The 18643-nt window shown below is 70.1% G+C and carries 18 protein-coding genes and 2 riboswitches; of the genes, 15 read left to right on the top strand and 3 right to left on the bottom strand.

Going from position 1 to position 18643, the window contains the following annotated elements; translation table 11 throughout:
• Positions 1-55: 55 nt before the first annotated feature.
• Entirely contained in the window at positions 56-1183 is a 1128-nt protein-coding gene (gene gcvT, locus ACZ3KP_RS07180; protein WP_467497122.1) for a glycine cleavage system aminomethyltransferase GcvT, read from the bottom strand.
• Between the two features lie 60 nt (positions 1184-1243).
• Positions 1244-1352: riboswitch (glycine riboswitch) on the bottom strand.
• Positions 1353-1452: riboswitch (glycine riboswitch) on the bottom strand.
• Between the two features lie 183 nt (positions 1453-1635).
• On the opposite strand from gcvT, the gene ACZ3KP_RS07175 reads away from it, so the two are divergent.
• The 10 genes from ACZ3KP_RS07175 (at position 1636) to ACZ3KP_RS07130 (ending at position 13254) form a co-directional block, all read left to right on the top strand.
• On the top strand, positions 1636-2313 hold the full coding sequence (locus ACZ3KP_RS07175; RefSeq protein ID WP_467498055.1) for an AAA family ATPase: 678 nt from the start codon (positions 1636-1638) through the stop codon (positions 2311-2313).
• A gap of 154 nt (positions 2314-2467) precedes the next feature.
• On the top strand, positions 2468-3259 hold the full coding sequence (locus tag ACZ3KP_RS07170; RefSeq protein WP_467497120.1) for an enhanced serine sensitivity protein SseB: 792 nt from the start codon (positions 2468-2470) through the stop codon (positions 3257-3259).
• A gap of 132 nt (positions 3260-3391) precedes the next feature.
• Positions 3392-4189, top strand: coding sequence for an enhanced serine sensitivity protein SseB C-terminal domain-containing protein (locus tag ACZ3KP_RS07165; protein ID WP_132889702.1), 798 nt, complete (start codon positions 3392-3394; stop codon positions 4187-4189).
• Between the two features lie 324 nt (positions 4190-4513).
• Complete coding sequence (locus tag ACZ3KP_RS07160) at positions 4514-5521, top strand: ABC transporter permease (protein ID WP_132889703.1); 1008 nt, start codon at positions 4514-4516, stop codon at positions 5519-5521.
• 69 nt (positions 5522-5590) lie between these two features.
• Positions 5591-7387, top strand: coding sequence for an ABC transporter substrate-binding protein (locus tag ACZ3KP_RS07155; RefSeq protein ID WP_467497117.1), 1797 nt, complete (start codon positions 5591-5593; stop codon positions 7385-7387).
• A gap of 110 nt (positions 7388-7497) precedes the next feature.
• The gene (locus ACZ3KP_RS07150) at positions 7498-8496 is read left to right on the top strand and encodes an ABC transporter permease (RefSeq protein WP_132889705.1); all 999 of its coding nucleotides are present in this window, start codon (positions 7498-7500) and stop codon (positions 8494-8496) included.
• Positions 8493-9590: an ABC transporter ATP-binding protein gene (locus tag ACZ3KP_RS07145; RefSeq protein ID WP_132889706.1), complete on the top strand. Its 1098-nt coding sequence runs from the start codon at positions 8493-8495 to the stop codon at positions 9588-9590. Before ACZ3KP_RS07150 ends, ACZ3KP_RS07145 begins: the two co-directional genes overlap by 4 nt.
• Positions 9587-10966 (top strand): ABC transporter ATP-binding protein, encoded by a 1380-nt coding sequence (locus tag ACZ3KP_RS07140; protein WP_467497114.1) that lies wholly within the window; start codon positions 9587-9589, stop codon positions 10964-10966. Before ACZ3KP_RS07145 ends, ACZ3KP_RS07140 begins: the two co-directional genes overlap by 4 nt.
• Positions 10967-11155: 189 nt before the next feature.
• On the top strand, positions 11156-12547 hold the full coding sequence (locus tag ACZ3KP_RS07135) for a M1 family metallopeptidase (protein WP_467497112.1): 1392 nt from the start codon (positions 11156-11158) through the stop codon (positions 12545-12547).
• A gap of 47 nt (positions 12548-12594) precedes the next feature.
• Positions 12595-13254: a trimeric intracellular cation channel family protein gene (locus ACZ3KP_RS07130; protein ID WP_132889710.1), complete on the top strand. Its 660-nt coding sequence runs from the start codon at positions 12595-12597 to the stop codon at positions 13252-13254.
• Here the strand turns inward: ACZ3KP_RS07130 and ACZ3KP_RS07125 are convergent.
• Entirely contained in the window at positions 13163-14386 is a 1224-nt protein-coding gene (locus tag ACZ3KP_RS07125; RefSeq protein WP_467497109.1) for an alpha/beta hydrolase, read from the bottom strand. The two genes, ACZ3KP_RS07130 and ACZ3KP_RS07125, sit on opposite strands and share 92 nt — an antisense overlap.
• Positions 14387-14550: 164 nt before the next feature.
• Between ACZ3KP_RS07125 and ACZ3KP_RS07120 the strand changes: the two genes are divergently transcribed.
• Together ACZ3KP_RS07120 and ACZ3KP_RS07115 are read left to right on the top strand one after the other, a co-directional pair.
• Entirely contained in the window at positions 14551-15402 is an 852-nt protein-coding gene (locus tag ACZ3KP_RS07120) for a thioesterase family protein (protein ID WP_467497107.1), read from the top strand.
• 195 nt (positions 15403-15597) lie between these two features.
• Positions 15598-15972: a hypothetical protein gene (locus tag ACZ3KP_RS07115; protein ID WP_467497105.1), complete on the top strand. Its 375-nt coding sequence runs from the start codon at positions 15598-15600 to the stop codon at positions 15970-15972.
• Positions 15973-16032: 60 nt separating this feature from the next.
• On the opposite strand, the gene ACZ3KP_RS07110 is transcribed toward ACZ3KP_RS07115, so the two are convergent.
• A complete protein-coding gene (locus tag ACZ3KP_RS07110) occupies positions 16033-16671 on the bottom strand; it encodes a TetR family transcriptional regulator (RefSeq protein ID WP_467497103.1) in 639 nt (212 codons plus the stop codon).
• A gap of 121 nt (positions 16672-16792) precedes the next feature.
• Here ACZ3KP_RS07110 and ACZ3KP_RS07105 point away from each other — a divergent pair, with 121 nt between their 5' ends.
• The 3 genes from ACZ3KP_RS07105 (at position 16793) to ACZ3KP_RS07095 (ending at position 18616) form a co-directional block, all read left to right on the top strand.
• Positions 16793-16960: a hypothetical protein gene (locus ACZ3KP_RS07105; RefSeq protein WP_165939399.1), complete on the top strand. Its 168-nt coding sequence runs from the start codon at positions 16793-16795 to the stop codon at positions 16958-16960.
• A 35-nt stretch (positions 16961-16995) separates the two neighbouring features.
• On the top strand, positions 16996-17268 hold the full coding sequence (locus ACZ3KP_RS07100; RefSeq protein WP_358975312.1) for a DUF4190 domain-containing protein: 273 nt from the start codon (positions 16996-16998) through the stop codon (positions 17266-17268).
• Between the two features lie 184 nt (positions 17269-17452).
• Entirely contained in the window at positions 17453-18616 is a 1164-nt protein-coding gene (locus ACZ3KP_RS07095; RefSeq protein WP_467497101.1) for a cysteine desulfurase family protein, read from the top strand.
• Positions 18617-18643: the final 27 nt, after the last annotated feature.

The raw sequence follows: 18643 nt of genomic DNA, 5'->3' as shown, positions 1-18643 counted from the left end.
AACTGCGGAAGGCGTGCGCGAGCGGCGACGATGTGCTCGGCGTCACCTGCGGTGGCTACTTCTGGCGCTTGTAGAACGGCAGCGGCACGACCTCGTACGGCTCGTGACTGCCCCGGATGTCCACGCCGACCCCGGCCGTGCCGGGCGCCGAGTGCGCCGCGTCGACGTACGCCATCGCGATCGGCCTGCCCAGGGTGGGGGAGGGGGCACCGGAGGTGACCTCGCCGATCACCTTGCCGGCGGCGACCACCGGGTAACCGGCGCGCGGCACCCGGCGGCCCTCGGCGACCAGGCCGACGAGGACGCGCGGCGGGTCCGACTCCGCGCGGGCGGCCGCCTCGGTGAGCGCCTCGCGCCCCACGAAGTCGCCCTCCTTGTCGAACTTCACCACCCGGCCGAGCCCGGCGTCGAAGGGGGTCAGCGAGGCGGTGAGCTCATGGCCGTAGAGCGGCATGCCCGCTTCGAGCCGCAGGGTGTCCCGGCAGGACAGGCCGCAGGGCACCAGCCCCGCCGGCCTGCCCGCCTCGGTCAGGGCCTGCCACAGCTCCACCGCGTGCTCCGGCTTCACGAACAGCTCGAAGCCGTCCTCGCCGGTGTACCCGGTGCGGGCGATCAGCGCCGGGACCCCGGCGACGGTGCCGGGCAGCCCGGCGTAGTACTTGAGGCCGTCCAGGTCGGCGTCGGTGAGGGACTTCAGGATCCCGGGCGACTCGGGCCCCTGGACGGCGATCAGGGCGTACGCGTCCCGGTCGTCGCGCACCTCGGCGTCGAAGCCGGCGGAACGCTCCCGCAGCGCGTCGAGGACCACCTGGGCGTTGGAGGCGTTGGCGACCACCAGGTACTCGGTGTCGGCCGTGCGGTAGACGATCAGGTCGTCCAGGATGCCGCCGTCGGCCCGGCAGATCATGGTGTAGCGGGCGCGCCCCGGCCCGACGGAGGCGATGTTCCCGACCAGGGCGTGGTTCAGCAGCCCGGCCGCCTCGGGCCCGGTCACGGTGATCTCGCCCATGTGGGAGAGGTCGAAGAGGCCGGCCGCGGTGCGCACCGCGAGGTGCTCGTCGCGCTCCGAGCCGTAGCGCAGGGGCATGTCCCAGCCGGCGAAGTCGGTCATGGTCGCGCCGAGCGAGCGGTGCAGGGCATCGAGCGCGGTGCGGCGGGGTGCGGCGGAATCGGTACTGCTCATCGGTCGGTCGTCTCCCAAGGGTCCCAAAGGCGTGACAGGCGAGGGCGGTCCTCCCCGCTGTCCTCCCCATCTGTCATCGGAACCTGAGAGGTTCGCCCTGACCCACGCGGGGGCACGGCTTGCACCTTGGGTGGAGCCACTGACACAGCGGCCCGCTTTTCAGATGTGCCTCGCCCGCGCGGTAACGGGGCCTGAGAGATTCAAGGGAGGGACTTGCTCCTTCGGCGCCCCGGGCACCGTGGTGCCGGGGACTCTCCCGCGCGGATTCAAGCGGCCGGTATGCAGTTGGCGCGGACATCATTGCACGCCGTCCGCGGCCGCGGCAGGCCGGACGTGCCGCGCTCCTTTGTGACGGGCCTGTGGCAGGAAGCGAACGGAACCGCGAGACACCGTGCATTACCTTCTCTTTACATTATGTGGGGAAAACCTTTCCTGAACCCCCAGGGAGGACGATCACGGTGACAAGGACCACGGCGTACGCGACCACGACGGGCATCGCCCTGCCCGGACAGCCGACGGCCCCGGCCCGCGAGCGGTGCGGCGATCTCCCCGTCGCACCGGTCGTCCGCGACCTGCGCGACCGCGCCGGCCACAGCCCGCACGGCCTGCGCTTCGGCCCCCGTGACCTGGTCGTGGTCACCGGGCTGCCGGGCAGCGGGAAGTCCACGCTGATGCGGCGCACCGTCCAGGGCACACGGATCGACTCCCAGGACACCCGCGACCGCTGGGACGCCCGGCTGGCCCGCTTCCTGCCGTACGCCGTCTACCGGCCGCTGGTCCGCCTCGCCCACTACGCCACCCTGCGCCGCGCCCTGCGCACCGGCGAGGGCGTGGCCGTGCACGACTGCGGAACACAGGTCTGGGTGCGCGACTGGCTGGCCCGGGAGGCGCGCCGCCGCGGCGCCACCCTGCACCTGCTGCTGCTCGACGTCACGCCGGACACGGCCCTCGACGGCCAGCGCGAGCGCGGCCGGGGTGTCTCGCGGTACGCCTTCCTGCGCCACCGCCGGGCGGCGGCCCGGCTCATCCGCTCCGTCGAGAAGGGCGCACTGCCCCCGGGCTGCGGAGCGGCGCTCCTCCTCGACCGCGACGCGGCGGACGCGCTGCGCCGCATCGCCTTCACGACCTGACCGCGCCGGCCACCGCCTCCGCGTGCGCCGCGCTCGTGCGGGCTGTGCGGGCTGCGTGGGCAGAAACTGTGCGGCCCGATCGGCTGCTGGCTTTGTCGGTGTCACCCGCTAGCCTTTCCAGCCTCAGCAGTGGTTTCCAGCAGGCGGTAGGCAGATGGACTTCCCGGCGGACTTTCCCGCGGACTTCCCGGCACAGGCACACCCCCACCCGCACGGCGGTTGGCCCGGCAACGAACTGGAGGAGGTGCTGTCGGCCTCCCTCGGCGTGCCCGCGGCGGGGGGCCGACTCATCGAGGTGCTGGGCCGTAGCTTCCTGTGGGTCCCGCTGCCCGAGGGCGGCGGCCCGCACAGCGGCTCCCTCGACCTGCCCACCACGGAGATCGCCGGCCAGGTGTACGTCCCGGTCTTCAGCTCCGAGGAGCAGTTCCGCCTGGTGGTCGGCTCGCACCTGTCGTACACCATCGCCCCCGCCGTCGAGTTCGCCCGCGGCCTGCCCCCGCAGGTCGGCATCGCCGTGAACCCCGGGGGAGTGGTGGGCCTTCCGCTGCCGCCGGAGGGCGTCGCCGAGCTGTGCCGGGTCGGCCGCACCGAACTGGACGGACCCGCCTCGGGCGGCCGGGTGCGCCTCTTCGAGCCGGACTGGCAGGACGACCCGATGGACTTCCTGGGGGCGGCCTCGGCGGAGTTCGCGGCGATCGGCGTGGTCGCCACGGCCCGCCGCTGCCTGGCCGCGATCGAGACGGCCGACCCGGTGATGTTCGTCGGCGTCGAACTCACCCAGTGGGAGGGGGACCTGCGCGCCCTGCCCCTGGAGGCCCTGGGCAAGGCGCTGGGACGCGTCCCGGTGCCCTGGCCGGTCAACCTGGTCCTGCTGGACGTGGCGGACGACCCGGTCGCCCACTGGATGCGGGACCACGTGCGCCCCTTCTACCAGTACGGCCACTGAGGCTCCCTTTCCCGCGCGGCCGGACCCGTACCCGCGCACGGACCATCGGCCCCCACCCCCTGGACGCTTAAGCTGTCCCCAAACGCGGGGCAAGCTCCACACGCGGGGCGACGAACGAAGGGGCGGTAACACGTGAGCGCCAGCGGCACCGCGGCGACCGGACAGGTCGAGCACATGCTGCGCCAGGTAACCCCCGGGCGCTACGACGCCTACGAGGCACTCCTCCGCGCCCTCGCCACACCCGCCTCCGGCCAGATCTGGATGCTGCTCTGGCACGGCCAGTCCGGTTCCCCCGACGCCCAGTACGGGAACATGGAGGTGGAAGGGCACGGCTACGCCCCCTGCGTGACCTCCGCCCAGGAGCTGTCGGCCAGCGGCTGGAACCGCTCGTACGAGGTGGTCGACGGCCTCGACGTGGCCCGCACCCTGTACCCCGACCACTTCGGCCTCTGGCTCAACCCGCACGCCCCGGGCGGCGGGGTCGGCATCCCCTGGCTGGACCTGCGCCGCATCGCCACGGGCCTGGACCGGCAGCCGGCCGGTCCGCTGCGGCTGGCCGAACCGACCATCGAGATCCCGCAGTTCTACGCCCTGCTGTCGCAGAACGCCCACCGTACGCCCGCGGTCCGCTCGTTGCGCCGCGCCTGGGTGCAGCCCGCGCTCGGCGCACCGTACCTGGCGATCGGCCTCGACGTGTACGACACGTCGCCGCCGGCGGTGGACTCGGTGCGGGCGATGATGCAGCAGTCGATCGGCGCGGTCCCGGACGGCCTGCCGGTGTCCACCGTGGCGATGACCGACGAGTACGACCCGGTCGTACTCTGGATGAGAGCGGCGGCCCGCCCGTTCTACGACCGTGAGGCCCACGCGGCCCTCCCCCCGGCCCCGGCGGCCGGCTACGGCTATCCACCCGCGCCCGGCGGTTACTGACGCTTGCACCCGCCGGTCGCGAAGTGGGCGGGACGGTGTGATTCAGGTCATGCCCTCCTGTCGAATGTGGTGGTTTGACCACCTGTAGGACGACTTGTCGCCTCTGCCCCCGTCCGGCAGGCGTTACCCGGTGTTCGGATAACGAAACGCCTTGCTCGTATCACGGTTGCGCATCCATTCGCCGTCAACTCTGGCAACCAGTCGCCGGAGCGTTGAAGACTCGCGCTTCATGGGGTGTTCAACCCTGCCCAGGAGAGAGCGATCATGCCGCTACCAGCGGCAAGTGCAAGCCGGCTACAGCCGGTTGAGAGGGGTCCCTGCCAGATGACGGCACCATTGCACGAGCCGACCGCGGAAGCGGCCCCGAGTGCGGCCGAAGAAGCGGCGCTTGCCACCGCCGGTGAGAAGGCCGTGCAGGGGCGTTCCCTGGGCCGGATCGCCTGGGAGCGCCTGAAGCGGGACAAGCTCGCCCTGACGGGTGGCGTCGTCGTGCTCGTCCTCATCGTGATCGCCCTGCTGGCGCCAGTGATCACCCACCTGCTCGGGCAGGACCCGGACAACTTCAACGAGAGCCTGATCGACCCGCTGTTCGGCACCCCCAAGGGTTCGCTGGGCGGCGTCAGCGGCGACCACCTGCTGGGTGTGGAGCCCGTCAACGGCCGCGACATCCTCGCCCGCATCCTCTACGGCGCCCGCGTCTCGCTCCTGGTGGGCTTCCTGTCCGCCGTCGTGGCCGTCGTCCTCGGCACCGTGCTGGGCATCCTGGCGGGCTTCTTCGGCGGCTGGGTGGACTCGCTCATCAGCCGTGTCATGGACGGCCTCCTGGCCTTCCCCCAGCTGCTGTTCACGATCGCGCTGGTCTCGGTGATGCCGAACAACATGCTGGGCCTGTCCGGTTCCAACGTGCGTGTGTTCGTGATGATCCTGGTCATCGGCTTCTTCGGCTGGCCCTACATCGGACGCGTGGTGCGCGGCCAGACCCTCTCGATGCGTGAGCGCGAGTACGTCGAGGCCGCCAAGTCGCTGGGAGCCGGGCGCTTCTACATCCTGTTCAAGGAACTGCTGCCCAACCTGGTCGCGCCGATCATCGTCTACACGACGATGATGATCCCCACGAACATCCTCACCGAGGCGGCGCTCAGCTTCCTGGGTGTGGGCGTCAAGCCGCCCACCTCCTCCTGGGGACAGATGCTGTCGAGCGCGATCGACTACTACGACTCCGACCCCATGTACATGGTGGTCCCCGGTGTGGCGATCTTCATCACCGTCCTTGCCTTCAACCTGTTCGGCGACGGCGTGCGTGACGCGCTGGACCCGAAGGCCTCCCGCTGAACCGCCGTACCCCAAGCGTCCCGTGGCACCAACACGGGGTCTCTCATCTAATCCGGAGGATCCGAGATCGTGACTACCCAACGCACCTCAGGGCGGCGTAAGCAGGCGTTTGCCGCCGCTGCTGCGGTCGCCGCACTGCTGACCACGGCGGCGTGCGGCGGCGGAGGCAGCGACAACAACGGTTCGAAGTCCGGCGCCGCCGGCTTCGACGCCGCCAACAACAAGGTCGCCCAGGCCTCGCTGGTCAAGAAGGGTGGCACGCTGCGGTTCGGCGGTGCCCAGGACGCGGACTCGTGGGACACCACGCGCGGCTACTACGGCTTCATGTGGAACTTCGCGCGCTACTACAGCCGTCAGCTGGTCACGGGCAAGACCGAGCCGGGCAAGGCGGGCGCACAGCTCACCCCGGACCTCGCCACCGGTCTGGCCAAGGTCACGGACGGCGGCAAGACCTACACGTACACCCTGCGTGACGGCGTCACGTGGGAGGACGGCAAGCCGATCACGTCCAAGGACGTCAAGTACGGCATCGAGCGCGTCTGGGCGCAGGACGTGCTGTCCGGCGGCCCGACCTACCTGAAGGACTTCCTGGACCCGAAGGGCGAGTACAAGGGCCCGTACAAGGACACGTCCAAGGACAAGCTCGGCCTGAAGGCGATCGACACTCCGGACGACAAGACGATCGTCTTCCACCTGCCGAAGGCCAACTCGGACTTCCAGGACGTGCTGGCCCTGGTCTCGGCCTCCCCGGTCCGCCAGGACCAGGACACCAAGTCCAAGTACGGCCTGCACCCGTTCTCCTCCGGCCCGTACAAGTTCCAGTCGTACAGCCCGGGCAAGAGCCTGACGCTGGTGCGCAACACCGCGTGGAAGCAGTCCTCGGACCCGGTCCGCAAGGCGTACCCGGACAAGATCACCGTCCAGTTCTTCTCGGACGCCAACCAGCTGGACCAGCGTCTGCTCAACGGTGACCTGGACCTGGACATCAACCAGACCGGCATGTCCCCGCAGGGCCGCACCACCGCCCTGAAGGAGCACAAGGCCAACCTGGACAACCCGGTCTCCGGCTACATCCGTTACGCGGTCTTCCCGCAGAGCGTGAAGCCGTTCGACAACATCGAGTGCCGCAAGGCCGTCATCCTGGGCGCCGACCACGTGTCGCTGCAGACCGCCCGTGGTGGCCCGATCGCCGGTGGCGACATCGGCACCAACATGCTCCCGCCGTCCGTCCCGGGCTCCGAGGGCCAGAAGTACGACCCGTACGGCATCTCCGGTGCCAACAAGAACGGCAACATCGCCGAGGCCAAGAAGGCCCTGAAGGCCTGCGGCAAGCCGAACGGCTTCTCCACCACCATCGCGGTCCGCAACAACAAGCCGGTCGAGGTGGCCACGGCCCAGTCGCTCCAGGCGTCGCTGAAGAAGATCGGCATCAACGCCCAGATCGACCAGTACGACGGTTCGCAGACCACCGGCATCATCGGCAGCCCCTCGAACGTCCAGAAGAAGGGCTACGGCATCATCATCATGGGCTGGGGCCCGGACTTCCCGACCGTCCAGGGCTTCGGTCTGCCGCTGTGGGACAGCAAGTACATCGTGCAGAGCGGTAACAACAACTACGCCCTGATCAAGGACAAGACCATCGACGGTCTGTTCGACCAGTACGTCACCACGCTGGACGAGCCGGGCAAGGCCAAGATCTCGACCGAGATCAACCACAAGGTCATGGAGGGCGCGTACTACCTGCCCTTCACCTTCGAGAAGTTCATCAACTGGCGCTCGGACAACCTGGCGAACGTCTACACGACGGACAACTACAGCGGTACGTACGACTTCGTCAACCTCGGTCTGAAGAACCCCAAGAAGTAAACCGGCACACCCGCCGTACGGCACGAAAGGCAGGTGAAGGCCGGCGCGGCGTGGTCGCGGGCCATCGGAAGACCTCCGGTGGCCCGCGGCCCCGCGGCGGGCCGTAAGCTGTGCTCGCTTACCTGATCAGGCGGCTGTTCGCCGCCGCAGTGATGCTGGTGGTCATCGTCATGGTGGTCTTCGGCATCTTCTTCCTCGTCCCCAAGTGGGCGGGCGTGGACATCGCCTCCAGCTTCGTGGGCAAGCAGGCCGACCCGGCCGCCGTCGAGGCCGTACGGCAGAAGCTGGGCCTGAGCGACCCGATCTACTCCCAGGTCTGGCAGTTCTTCAAGGGCATCTTCGTCGGCCGCACCTACTCCGGCGGCGGTGACGTGACGCACTGCGCCGCGCCCTGCTTCGGCTACTCCTTCCGCAGCGAGCAGGCCGTCTGGCCGGTGCTCACCGACCGCTTCCCGGTGACCCTGGGTCTCGCGCTCGGTGCCGCCGTGCTGTGGCTGGTCTTCGGTGTCGCGGCCGGTGTGCTCTCCGCGCTCAAGCGGGGCAGCATCTGGGACCGCGGCGCGATGGTCGTCGCCCTGGCGGGTGTCTCCCTTCCCATCTACTTCACCGGTCTGCTCAGCCTGGCGATCTTCGCCTTCGGCCTGAAGTGGATCGACGCGCAGTACGTGCCCCTCAGCCAGAGCGTCGGCGGCTGGTTCGGCGGCATGATCCTGCCCTGGATCACCCTCGCGTTCCTCTACGCGGCGATGTACGCCCGGATCACCCGCGCCACCATGCTGGAGATCCTCGGCGAGGACTACATCCGCACGGCACGCGCCAAGGGCCTCACGGAGCCGGTCGTCATCGGCAAGCACGCCATGCGCTCCACGATGACCCCCATCCTCACCATGCTCGGCATGGACCTCGGCGCCCTCATCGGCGGCGCCATCCTGACGGAGTCGACGTTCAACCTGCCCGGCCTCGGCCGCGCGGTGCTCGACGCCATCCGGAACCAGGACCTGCCCATCATCCTGGGCGTCACCCTGATCACTTCTCTCGCGGTGCTGATCGCCAACCTCGTGGTGGACATCCTGTACGCCGTGATCGACCCCCGAGTGAGGCTCTCATGACGGAACTGAGCAAGAGCGGAGCAGCCGTGGGCGAGCCCACGAGCGACTCGCCCGCTCCGACCGCCTTCCTCGAAGTGCGCGACCTGAAGGTGCACTTCCCGACCGACGACGGTCTGGTCAAGTCCGTCGACGGGCTCTCCTTCAAGCTGGAGAAGGGCAAGACCCTCGGTATCGTGGGCGAGTCCGGTTCCGGCAAGTCGGTGACCTCGCTCGGCATCATGGGCCTGCACACCGCCGGGCAGTACGGCAAGCGCAAGGCGCAGATATCCGGCGAGATCTGGCTGGACGGCACCGAGCTGCTCGGCAGCGACCCGGACGAGGTGCGCAAGCTGCGCGGCCGCCAGATGTCCATGATCTTCCAGGACCCGCTGTCGGCGCTGCACCCGTACTACACGATCGGCCAGCAGATCGTGGAGGCGTACCGCATCCACCACGACGTCGACAAGAAGACCGCGAAGCGACGCGCCGTCGAGATGCTCGACCGGGTGGGCATCCCCCAGCCGGACAAGCGGGTCGACAGCTACCCGCACGAGTTCTCCGGCGGCATGCGCCAGCGCGCGATGATCGCGATGTCGCTGGTCAACAACCCGGAACTGCTCATCGCGGACGAGCCGACGACCGCCCTGGACGTGACCGTCCAGGCGCAGATCCTCGACCTGATCCGGGACCTGCAGAAGGAGTTCGGCTCCGCGGTCATCGTCATCACCCACGACCTGGGCGTGGTCGCCGAACTCGCCGACGACATCCTGGTGATGTACGGCGGCCGATGCGTGGAGCGCGGCCCGGCCGAGAAGGTGTTCTACGAGCCCCGTCACCCCTACACCTGGGGTCTGCTCGGCTCGATGCCGCGCCTCGACCGCGAGCAGCAGGACCGCCTGATCCCGGTCAAGGGCTCCCCGCCCTCCCTGATCAACATCCCGTCCGGCTGCGCCTTCAACCCGCGCTGCCCGTACGCGGACGTCCCCAAGGACAACGTCACCCGCACGGTCCGCCCGGAGCTGACCGAGGTCGGCAGCCGGCACTGGGCCGCCTGCCACATGACGCAGGAGCAGCGGGAGCGGATCTGGACCGAAGAGATTGCGCCGAAGCTGTGAGCGAGAAACCCACCAAGGACGCGGCAGTCACCATTCCCGCGCAGAGCGACGGTGCCGTCTCCACCCGGGGCGTGGCCCAGGGCGAGACCCTGCTCAAGGTGACCGGCCTTCAGAAGCACTTCCCGATCAAGAAGGGCCTGCTCCAGCGGCAGGTCGGCGCCGTGCACGCCGTCGACGGGCTCGACTTCGAGGTCAAGGCCGGTGAAACCCTCGGTGTCGTGGGCGAGTCCGGCTGCGGCAAGTCGACGATGGGCCGGCTGATCACCCGGCTGCTGGAGCCGACCGGCGGCACGGTCGAGTTCGAGGGCAAGGACATCACGCACCTCGGCGTCGGCGGCATGCGCCCGCTGCGCCGCGACGTGCAGATGATCTTCCAGGACCCGTACTCCTCGCTGAACCCGCGCCACACCATCGGCACGATCATCGGGGCGCCCTTCAAGCTCCAGGGCGTGACGCCGGAGGGCGGTGTCAAGAAGGAGGTGCAGCGGCTGCTGTCGGTGGTCGGGCTCAACCCCGAGCACTACAACCGCTACCCGCACGAGTTCTCCGGCGGTCAGCGCCAGCGCATCGGCATCGCCCGCGCGCTCGCCCTGAAGCCGAAGCTGGTCGTGGCCGACGAGCCGGTCTCCGCGCTCGACGTGTCGATCCAGGCGCAGGTCGTGAACCTCATGGACGACCTCCAGGAGGAACTGGGTCTCACCTACGTGATCATCGCCCACGACCTCTCGGTGGTACGGCACGTTTCGGACCGCATCGCCGTGATGTACCTCGGCAAGATCGTCGAACTGGCCGACCGGGACTCGCTGTACAAGGCGCCGATGCACCCGTACACCAAGGCCCTGATGTCGGCGGTGCCGATCCCGGACCCGAAGCGGCGAGGCCAGAAGAGCGAGCGCATCCTGCTCCAGGGCGATGTGCCGTCCCCGATCTCCCCGCCGTCCGGCTGCCGCTTCCACACGCGGTGCTGGAAGGCGACGGAGATCTGCAGGACGACCGAACCGCGCCTCCTCGAACTGCGCACCGGCCAGCAGGTCGCCTGCCACCACCCGGAGAACTTCGCCGACCAGGCACCGCAGGACACGGTCCTGCTGACCGCGGCGAAGCAGGCCGCGGAACTGGTCGGCGAGGCGGCCCTGGAGGAGTCGGCGGAGACGTCGGCGGCGGTGGCCGCGGCGGCGGAGGAGATCGCCACGTCGGAGGAGACCACCGAGGCGGAGGAGACTGCCGCGTCGGAGGAGACCGCCGAGGCGCCCGAGGCGGCTGCCGCGCAGCCGGAGACAGCGGAGACGGCGAGCGAAGAAGTCGCGACCGCGACCGCGCCCGAGGCCGCGCCCGCGACCGAATCCGCAGAACCGGAAACCCGCGACGAGAAGTGAGCGGACCCTCCGCGTGAATGCCCCGGCGGCCCGAACGGGCTGCCGGGGCATTCGTGTTCCACGCGGGAACAGGGGTCAGCCGGGGGTGACTCATGACACGTCTCGATAAAGCCATGTACATGCCCTGACGGGAGCATGCAGAGTCGTCCGTGTCCGTCCACTGACCGGCACGCTCGAAAGGGACGACCCATGCGCCTCTCCCGTTCGGCACGGCTGGCGGCTGTCGCGACCGCGGCAGCCGCCTCCTTCGTCATCTCCGCCGCTCCCGCCCCCACCCCGGGCGCCGACGGCATCGGCGACCCCTACTTCCCGCAGCTCGGCAACGGCGGTTTCGACGCCCGGCACTACGACCTCGACATCGCCTACGCCCCCGACACCGGCCGCCTGGACGGCCGTACGACGATCACCGCGCGCGCCACCCAGAACCTCTCCTCCTTCGACCTCGACCTCCAGAAGCTGGACGTCACCCGGATCGAGGTGAACAACAGACGCGCCGAGTTCACGCGCAGTGGCGACGAGATCACCGTCACTCCAAGGAACTTCCTCGCCAGGGGCCGGGAGTTCACCGTCTCCGTCACCTACGGCGGCATACCCCAGCCCCTCAACAGCCCCATCGTCTTCGGTTCCGACTACGGCTGGCTGAAGACCCCCGACGGCGTCTTCGTCGCCTGCGAGCCCAACGCGGCCTCCACCTGGTTCCCCTCCAGCGACCACCCCTCCGACAAGGCCACCTACGACATCAGGGTCAAGGCGCCCAAGGGACTGACCGCGGTGTCCAACGGCCGGCTCGTCTCGACCTACGACAAGGGCGCCTCGACGTACACCCACTGGCGCGAGTCGAAGCCCATGGCGACCTACCTCGCCACCGCCACCATCGGCAAGTTCGACGTACGGACCGGGAAGACCCCCTCCGGCATACCGATCTACGTGGCCATCGACCCCACCCTCGCCAACAGCAACAGCGTCGACGTGTACGCCGTCACGGCCGCCGCCACCGACTACTGGGCCTCGCTCTTCGGGCCGTACCCCTTCGAGGAGACCGGTGCGATCGTCGACAACATGCCGCAGGCGGGGTTCTCGCTGGAGGTGCAGAGCAAGCCGGCCTACTCGGCGGTGCGCAACGAGACGACGATCGTGCACGAACTGGCCCACCAGTGGTTCGGCGACTCGGTGAGCGTGGCGCAGTGGAAGGACACCTGGCTCAACGAGGGCTTCGCCACCTACGCCCAGTGGCTGTGGGCCGAGCACCAGGGCACCAGGTCGGCCCACGACTCCTTCCTCGCCGCCTACAACGCCCGGGCCGCCGACAACCCTTTCTGGGGGATCACCGTCGCCGACCCGCAGCGCGACACCATGTTCGCCTCGGCCGTCTACCAGCGCGGCGCCATGACCCTCCAGATGCTGCGCGAACGGATCGGCGACACGGCCTTCTTCAAGCTGCTCCCCGCCTGGACGAGACTGCACCGCTACGGCAACGCCGACACCGCCGACTTCATCCGGCTCGCGGAGAAGGTCTCCGGGCAGCAGCTCGACGACCTGTTCCACACCTGGCTCTTCACCCCTGGCAAACCGACCCTGTAGGCCTGGCTTTGTAAGGTGCACGCACCCTGACGGTCCACAATGTCAGGGTGCAGCTCCAGCAACTCTTCTCCCCGTCCGTCCAGCACACCCTCGACGTCATCGGCATCTTCGTCTTCGCGATCTCCGGCGCGCTGCTGGCCGTCCGCAAGAACTTCGACGTCTTCGGCATCGCCGTGCTGGCCGAGGTCACCGCGCTGGGCGGCGGGATCTTCCGGGACGTGATCATCGGCGCGGTGCCCCCGGCCGCCTTCACGGACCTCGGGTACTTCATGACCCCCCTCATCGCCGCCCTGGTGGTGTTCTTCCTGCATCCGCACGTCGAACGCATCCAGTCGGCGGTCCTGGTGTTCGACGCGGCCGGCCTCGGCCTGTTCGCCGTCAGCGGCACGACGAAGGCGTACTCCTACGGCCTCAACCTCACCGCCTCGGCCGCTCTGGGGCTCGCCACCGCGGTCGGCGGCGGCGTGCTCAGGGACGTGCTCGCCAACGAGGTTCCCTCGCTGCTGCGCTGGGACCGCGACCTGTACGCGGTCCCAGCGATCGTCGGGGCGACGACCGTGGTGCTGTGCATCCACTACGACGCGCTGACCCCGTACACCAGCGGGCTCGCGGTGGTCACCGCTTTCGTACTGCGCCTGCTCGCGATGCGGTACCACTGGCGAGCGCCGCGCGCGTGGAACCGGCGCTCGACGGTTCGAGAGGAGTAGTGGAACGGCCCTTGACGTGGCTCTGGCCCATGTTGACCGTGAGCCACTCGAACACGGTCGCCACCTGGGGCCGCCACAGCGCCATGTTGTGGCCGCCGTCGCTGCGCGGCAGGAACACCACGTGCACGGTGGTCGGCGCCTTCGCGACCTGTTCGAGCGCCACCCCGGCCTGGTAGCCGTCACCGGACTCGCCGGACAGGTAGAGCGCGATCCGGGGCGGGCTGGCCGCCTTTCGCAGCAGCAGGTAGGGGTTGTTCTGCTGGCGCAGGGTGAGGTTCTGCGCGGCGAGCGAGTTGCGCTCGCCGATGGGGTCGTTGTACCCGGACAGGCTGACCGCGGCCCGGTAGCGGTCGGGGTGCGCGACCGCCAGCTTGACCGCGCAGTGCGCGCCGGCCGAGTAGCCCGCGGTGGCCCAGTTCGCCGGGGCGGGGGCGGCCCGGAAGTTGTCGGTGACCATCTTCGGGACGTCGATGCTGAGCCAGGTGTCGGCGTTGACCGTGCCCGGGATGTTGGCGCACCCGGTGTCCACGCCGGCCAGCAGGTTGGTGCGCGGGGCGACCAGGATGAAGGGCGCGACCCTGCCGCTCCTCATCAGCGGCTCCAGCTGCTGGGTCACCTTCATCGAGCCGAACCACGCCTTGGCCGAGCCGGGGTAGCCCGGCAGCAGCTCCACCACCGGGAACCTGCGGTTCTTGTACCTGGGCTCGTTGTACTGGGGCGGCAGCCACACGTAGACCTCGGCGTTCACCCCCGAGATCCGGCCCTTGAGCTGCGTGACCTGCACCCCGCGCATGCCCGGTCCGCTGGCCGCGGCGAAGGTCTGCTTCACCTTGGGCAGCGTCTTCAGCGCTATGCCGCCGGTCCCGTCCTGGCCGAGGTTGGCGGCCTGCTGGACGTGGTTGCCGGTGCCGAGGAGATCGGCCCAGTTGTCGTACAGGTTGTTCTGGTTGTTGACCAGTACGAAGATCAGCGTCACCGCCGTGGCCTGAGCGAACAGCAGCATCAGGACCCGGGCCGCGGCACGCACGATCCTGGGCCCCCGCATCCGCGACCACAGGGCGAGCGGCAGTATGAGAGCGACCACGGTCAGGACGATGGTCGTGTAGAGGAACGGAGTCCCGGTGAGGCTCATGTCCCCATAGAGGGGAATTCCCGGGTCCGGGTTACGGACGTCTCCGGACACTTACCTAGAAATTGCCGGAACCTCACTCGGGAGGGGGATCCCTTACCGGGGAGTCACTGCCGCATGGCTCACAAAAGCGACCGCTTAGTAATTTTCTCTTGTACTGTTCAGGCATGTCAGAAGCAGCTGCGACGCAGGCCGCCATCGGCGACAGCGAGTTCGACCGCGACACCGCGGTGACCCCGCGCGCGCCCGGCGTGTACGACATCGACCTCTCGGCCGGCTGGACCATCATCCGCGCCGTCAACGGCGGCTATCTGCTGGCGGTGCTCGGCCGGGCCCTGGCGGACACGCTGCCGCACCCGGACCCGTTCACGGTCTCCGCGCACTACCTGACCGCGTCCCGGCCGGGCCCGGCCGTGATCCGCACGGACACCGTCCGCACCGGCCGCACCCTCTCCACCGGCCAGGCCTCCCTCTTCCAGTACGACGACGAGGGCAACGAGGTCGAACGCATCCGCGTCCTGGCCTCCTACGGCGATCTCGCCGCCCTCCCCGACGACGTCCGCACGACGGCCGTGCCGCCCGCCATCCCGCCCATGGACCAGTGCTTCGGTCCCCAGGACGGCCCCGCCCCGGTCGACGGCAGCTCCGCCATCACCGAGCGCCTGATGCTCAAGCTGGACCCGGCGACCCTGGGCTGGGCGCTCGGCGCACCCTCCGGCAAGGGTGAGATGCGTGCCTGGTTCGGGCTCGCCGACGGCCGGGACGCCGACCCGCTCTCGCTGCTGCTGGCCGTGGACGCGCTGCCGCCCACCGCGTTCGAGATCGGCCTCACGGGATGGGTCCCGACGGTCGAGCTCACCGTCCACGTCCGGCACCGCCCCGCCCCGGGCCCCCTCCGGGTCTCCATCACCACCCGGAACCTCGCCGGCGGCTTCCTGGAGGAGGACGCCGAGGTCTGGGACAGCGCGGACCGGCTGGTCGCCCAGTCGCGGCAGCTGGCCCGCGTCCGGCTCGGCTGACCACCGGTCCCTGTCACGGGCCTGTACCAGCGCCCAGGCCGCCACCGTTCGGGAAAGCACAGCTCAGAGCGGTGCCTTGAGCCGCCCTTTGCCCGAATCACAGGCGGGGGACAGGGTGGCCCCAAGAACGCCCTAAGCGCCGTTGGTTGAGTGCCACGCCTCAGGACTCCCTCATCCTTTATGGAGTTGGCTCTCATGAAGCGTGTACGTCTCGTCCCCGCGGTCGCCCTGCTCGCCGTGTCCCCGCTGCTGCTGACCGCGTGCGGTTCGAGCGACTCGTCCTCCTCCGGCAGTGGCGACTCGGGCGGGAACCAGTCCTGTCAGCAGCCGTCCGGGATGCCGACCGGCAACGCGTCGGGCCGCCCGAGCGGCGCCCCCTCGGGGGCTCCCACCGGCACCGCCAAGCCGGCCGGCACCCCCACCGGCATGCCGAGCGGTGCGCCGGGCGGCGGCGGTCAGGGCGGTCCCGGCGGCGGCATGGGCGGTGGCTGCGGCGGCGGCCAGGGTGGTCCCGGGGCCGGCGGCACGGCCCCCAGCGGCGCGCCGACCGCGCAGGCGACGAAGAGCTGACGGCACAGGTCGTACGACAGGGGCGGCGCGTCCGGCGAACGGACCCGCCGCCCCCGTGCGTCACGGCTCCTGGTCCAGCCAGTGCTGCCGGCCGAGGCTGATGAGCCGCATCTGACGGGTGGCGATCCGGGTCACGCGCTGCCGCTCCGCCTCCGAGGGCTCCGGCGACTCCAGGGTCTCCAGGAACAGCGAGGCGGTGATGAGCATCTGGTCCACGTACAGGTGGGCCAGCATCAGCAGGTCGTCGTCCTGCCACCCCTCGGCCTCGGGGTCCTTGGCCAGCTCCGTCTTGACCTCCTCGGCGAACCGGGCCAGCTGGTCGCGGATCGCCGCCCGCACCGGCTGCACCCCGCCGTGCCGCTCGCGCGCGATGAACCGGACGTGCGCCGGGTGCGCGGCCACGTGGTCGGCGATCAGCCGCACGGCCCGGGTGATGCGCTCGGCGCCGGGGGTGGCGACCGTCGTGCGGACCATGGGGTGCAGGCTGCCGAGCGCCTCGTCGACGAGGGCGACACCCAGGTCGGCGGTGGAGCGGAAGTGCCGGTAGAAGGCGGTCGGGGCGACCCCGACGGCCCGGGTGACCTCGCGCAGCCCCAGGCTGCTCAGGCTCTGCTCCTCCAGCAGCCCGAGCGCCGCGTCCAGGAGGGCCTGGCGGGTCTTCTGCTTCTGGGCCTGCCGGATGCCGAGGGTGTGACTCATGTCATCCAGTTAACAACTGTTCTCCAGAATTGAAAAGCCGTAGGGGTTGGTAGACTCGAAGTCAGTGAACAACTGTAACTACAACCGTTCACCCAAATGTAACGGAGGGGGATCGAAACCCATGCTGTTCCTCGTCGCCGCACTCATGCTGCTCGGCGTGGTGCTGGGCACCGTGGCCCACGCGCCGCTCGACGTCACCGCCGGGCTGGCCGCCGTCATCGCCGTCTGGCTCGCCGTCTTCGCGGTCCGTGAGCGCATCGCCCGTCACCGCCGCACCTCGGCCAACTGACCTTCCGTCCCCGCTCGCCAGAGGAGCCGACCATGATGCACCTCACCGCCCCGGCCACCCCCCGCACCCAGCCCCGCGCCCGCGACGCCGACGGCATGGCCGTCGCGTCCTTCATCCTGGGCCTGCTGGGCCTCCTGGTCCTGAACCTGTTCCTGGGTCCGGTCGCGATCGCCCTGGCCGCCGTCGCCCTGTGGCGCGGCACGGCCCGCAAGGGCCGCGCCTACCTCGGCCTGTTCCTGGGCGTGGCGGACCTCGCGGTCCTCGGCATCGCGATGGCGGTCTCGCACACGATCTCCTGGAGCCTGTAGACGTGACGCCTGAAGCGCCGTCCACGGCAGCGCCCCTTCAGAGGCGGAGGCGCTGGGGGTACCCCGGCAGAAGGCTGGGGGAGGAACTGCGCCACCAGCCACGGCCCACCGGCACCCGCAACCGGCCATAGACCCCTACGGCGCTGGGCGACCCGTACCCCGCCCCCCGTAGAATCGACCCACCATGGCCTACCTCGACCACGCAGCCACGACCCCGATGCTCCCGGAAGCGGCCGCTGCCCTCACCGCCGCCCTGGGCGTCACCGGCAACGCGTCCTCCCTGCACGCCTCCGGCCGCCAGGCCCGCCGCACGGTCGAGGAATCCAGGGAGACCCTGGCCGAGGCGCTCGGCGCCCGCCCCAGCGAGGTCGTCCTCACCTCCGGCGGCACCGAGGCCGACAACCTCGCGGTCAAGGGCCTCTACTGGTCCCGCCGCGACGCGGACCCCGCCCGTACCCGTGTCCTGTCCAGCCCCGTCGAACACCACGCGGTCCTCGACGCGGTCCACTGGCTCGGCGAACACGAGGGCGCGACGGTGGAGTACCTCCCCGTCGACGGCTACGGCCGGGTCCACCCCGACGCGCTGCGCGAGGCGATCGCCCGCAACCCCGACGACGTGGCCCTCGCCACCGTCATGTGGGCCAACAACGAGATCGGCACGATCCTGCCGGTCCGCGAACTCGCCGACGTGGCACGTGAGTTCGACATCCCCCTGCATGCGGACGCGGTGCAGGCGTTCGGCCAGACCCCGGTGGACTTCGCCGCCTCCGGCCTCGCCGCGATGACCGTCTCCGGCCACAAGATCGGCGGGCCCTACGGCATCGGCGCCCTGCTGCTCGGCCGTGAGTACAGCCCCGTACCGGTCCTGCACGGTGGCGGCCAGGAGCGGCACGTGCGCTCCGGCACCCTCGACGTCCCGGCGATCGCCTCCTTCGCGGTGGCGGGGCGCCTCGCCACCGAGCGCCGCGAGTGGTTCGCGCGCGAGGTCGGCGCCCTGCGGGACCAGCTGATCGACGCGGTGCGGACGGCCGTACCGGACGCGATCCTCGGCGGCGACCCGGTGGACCGCCTCCCGGCCAACGCCCACTTCACGTTCCCCGGCTGCGAGGGCGACTCGCTGCTCCTGCTGCTCGACGCGCAGGGCATCGAGTGCTCGACGGGCTCCGCGTGCACGGCCGGGGTGGCCCAGCCGAGTCATGTCCTGCTGGCCACCGGGACCGACCCGGACCTGGCCCGGGGCACCCTGCGCTTCTCGCTCGGCCACACCTCCACCCAGGCCGACGTCGACGCCGTCGCCAAGGCGATCGGCCCGGCGGTGGAGCGGGCCCGGGCCGCTGGACTGTCGTAGACCGGTTCCGCCGGAGCACGACACGCG

The sequence above is a fragment of the Streptomyces sp. NPDC020958 genome, assembly GCF_055562175.1.
This window is presented reverse-complemented; position numbering and strand designations above follow the sequence as displayed.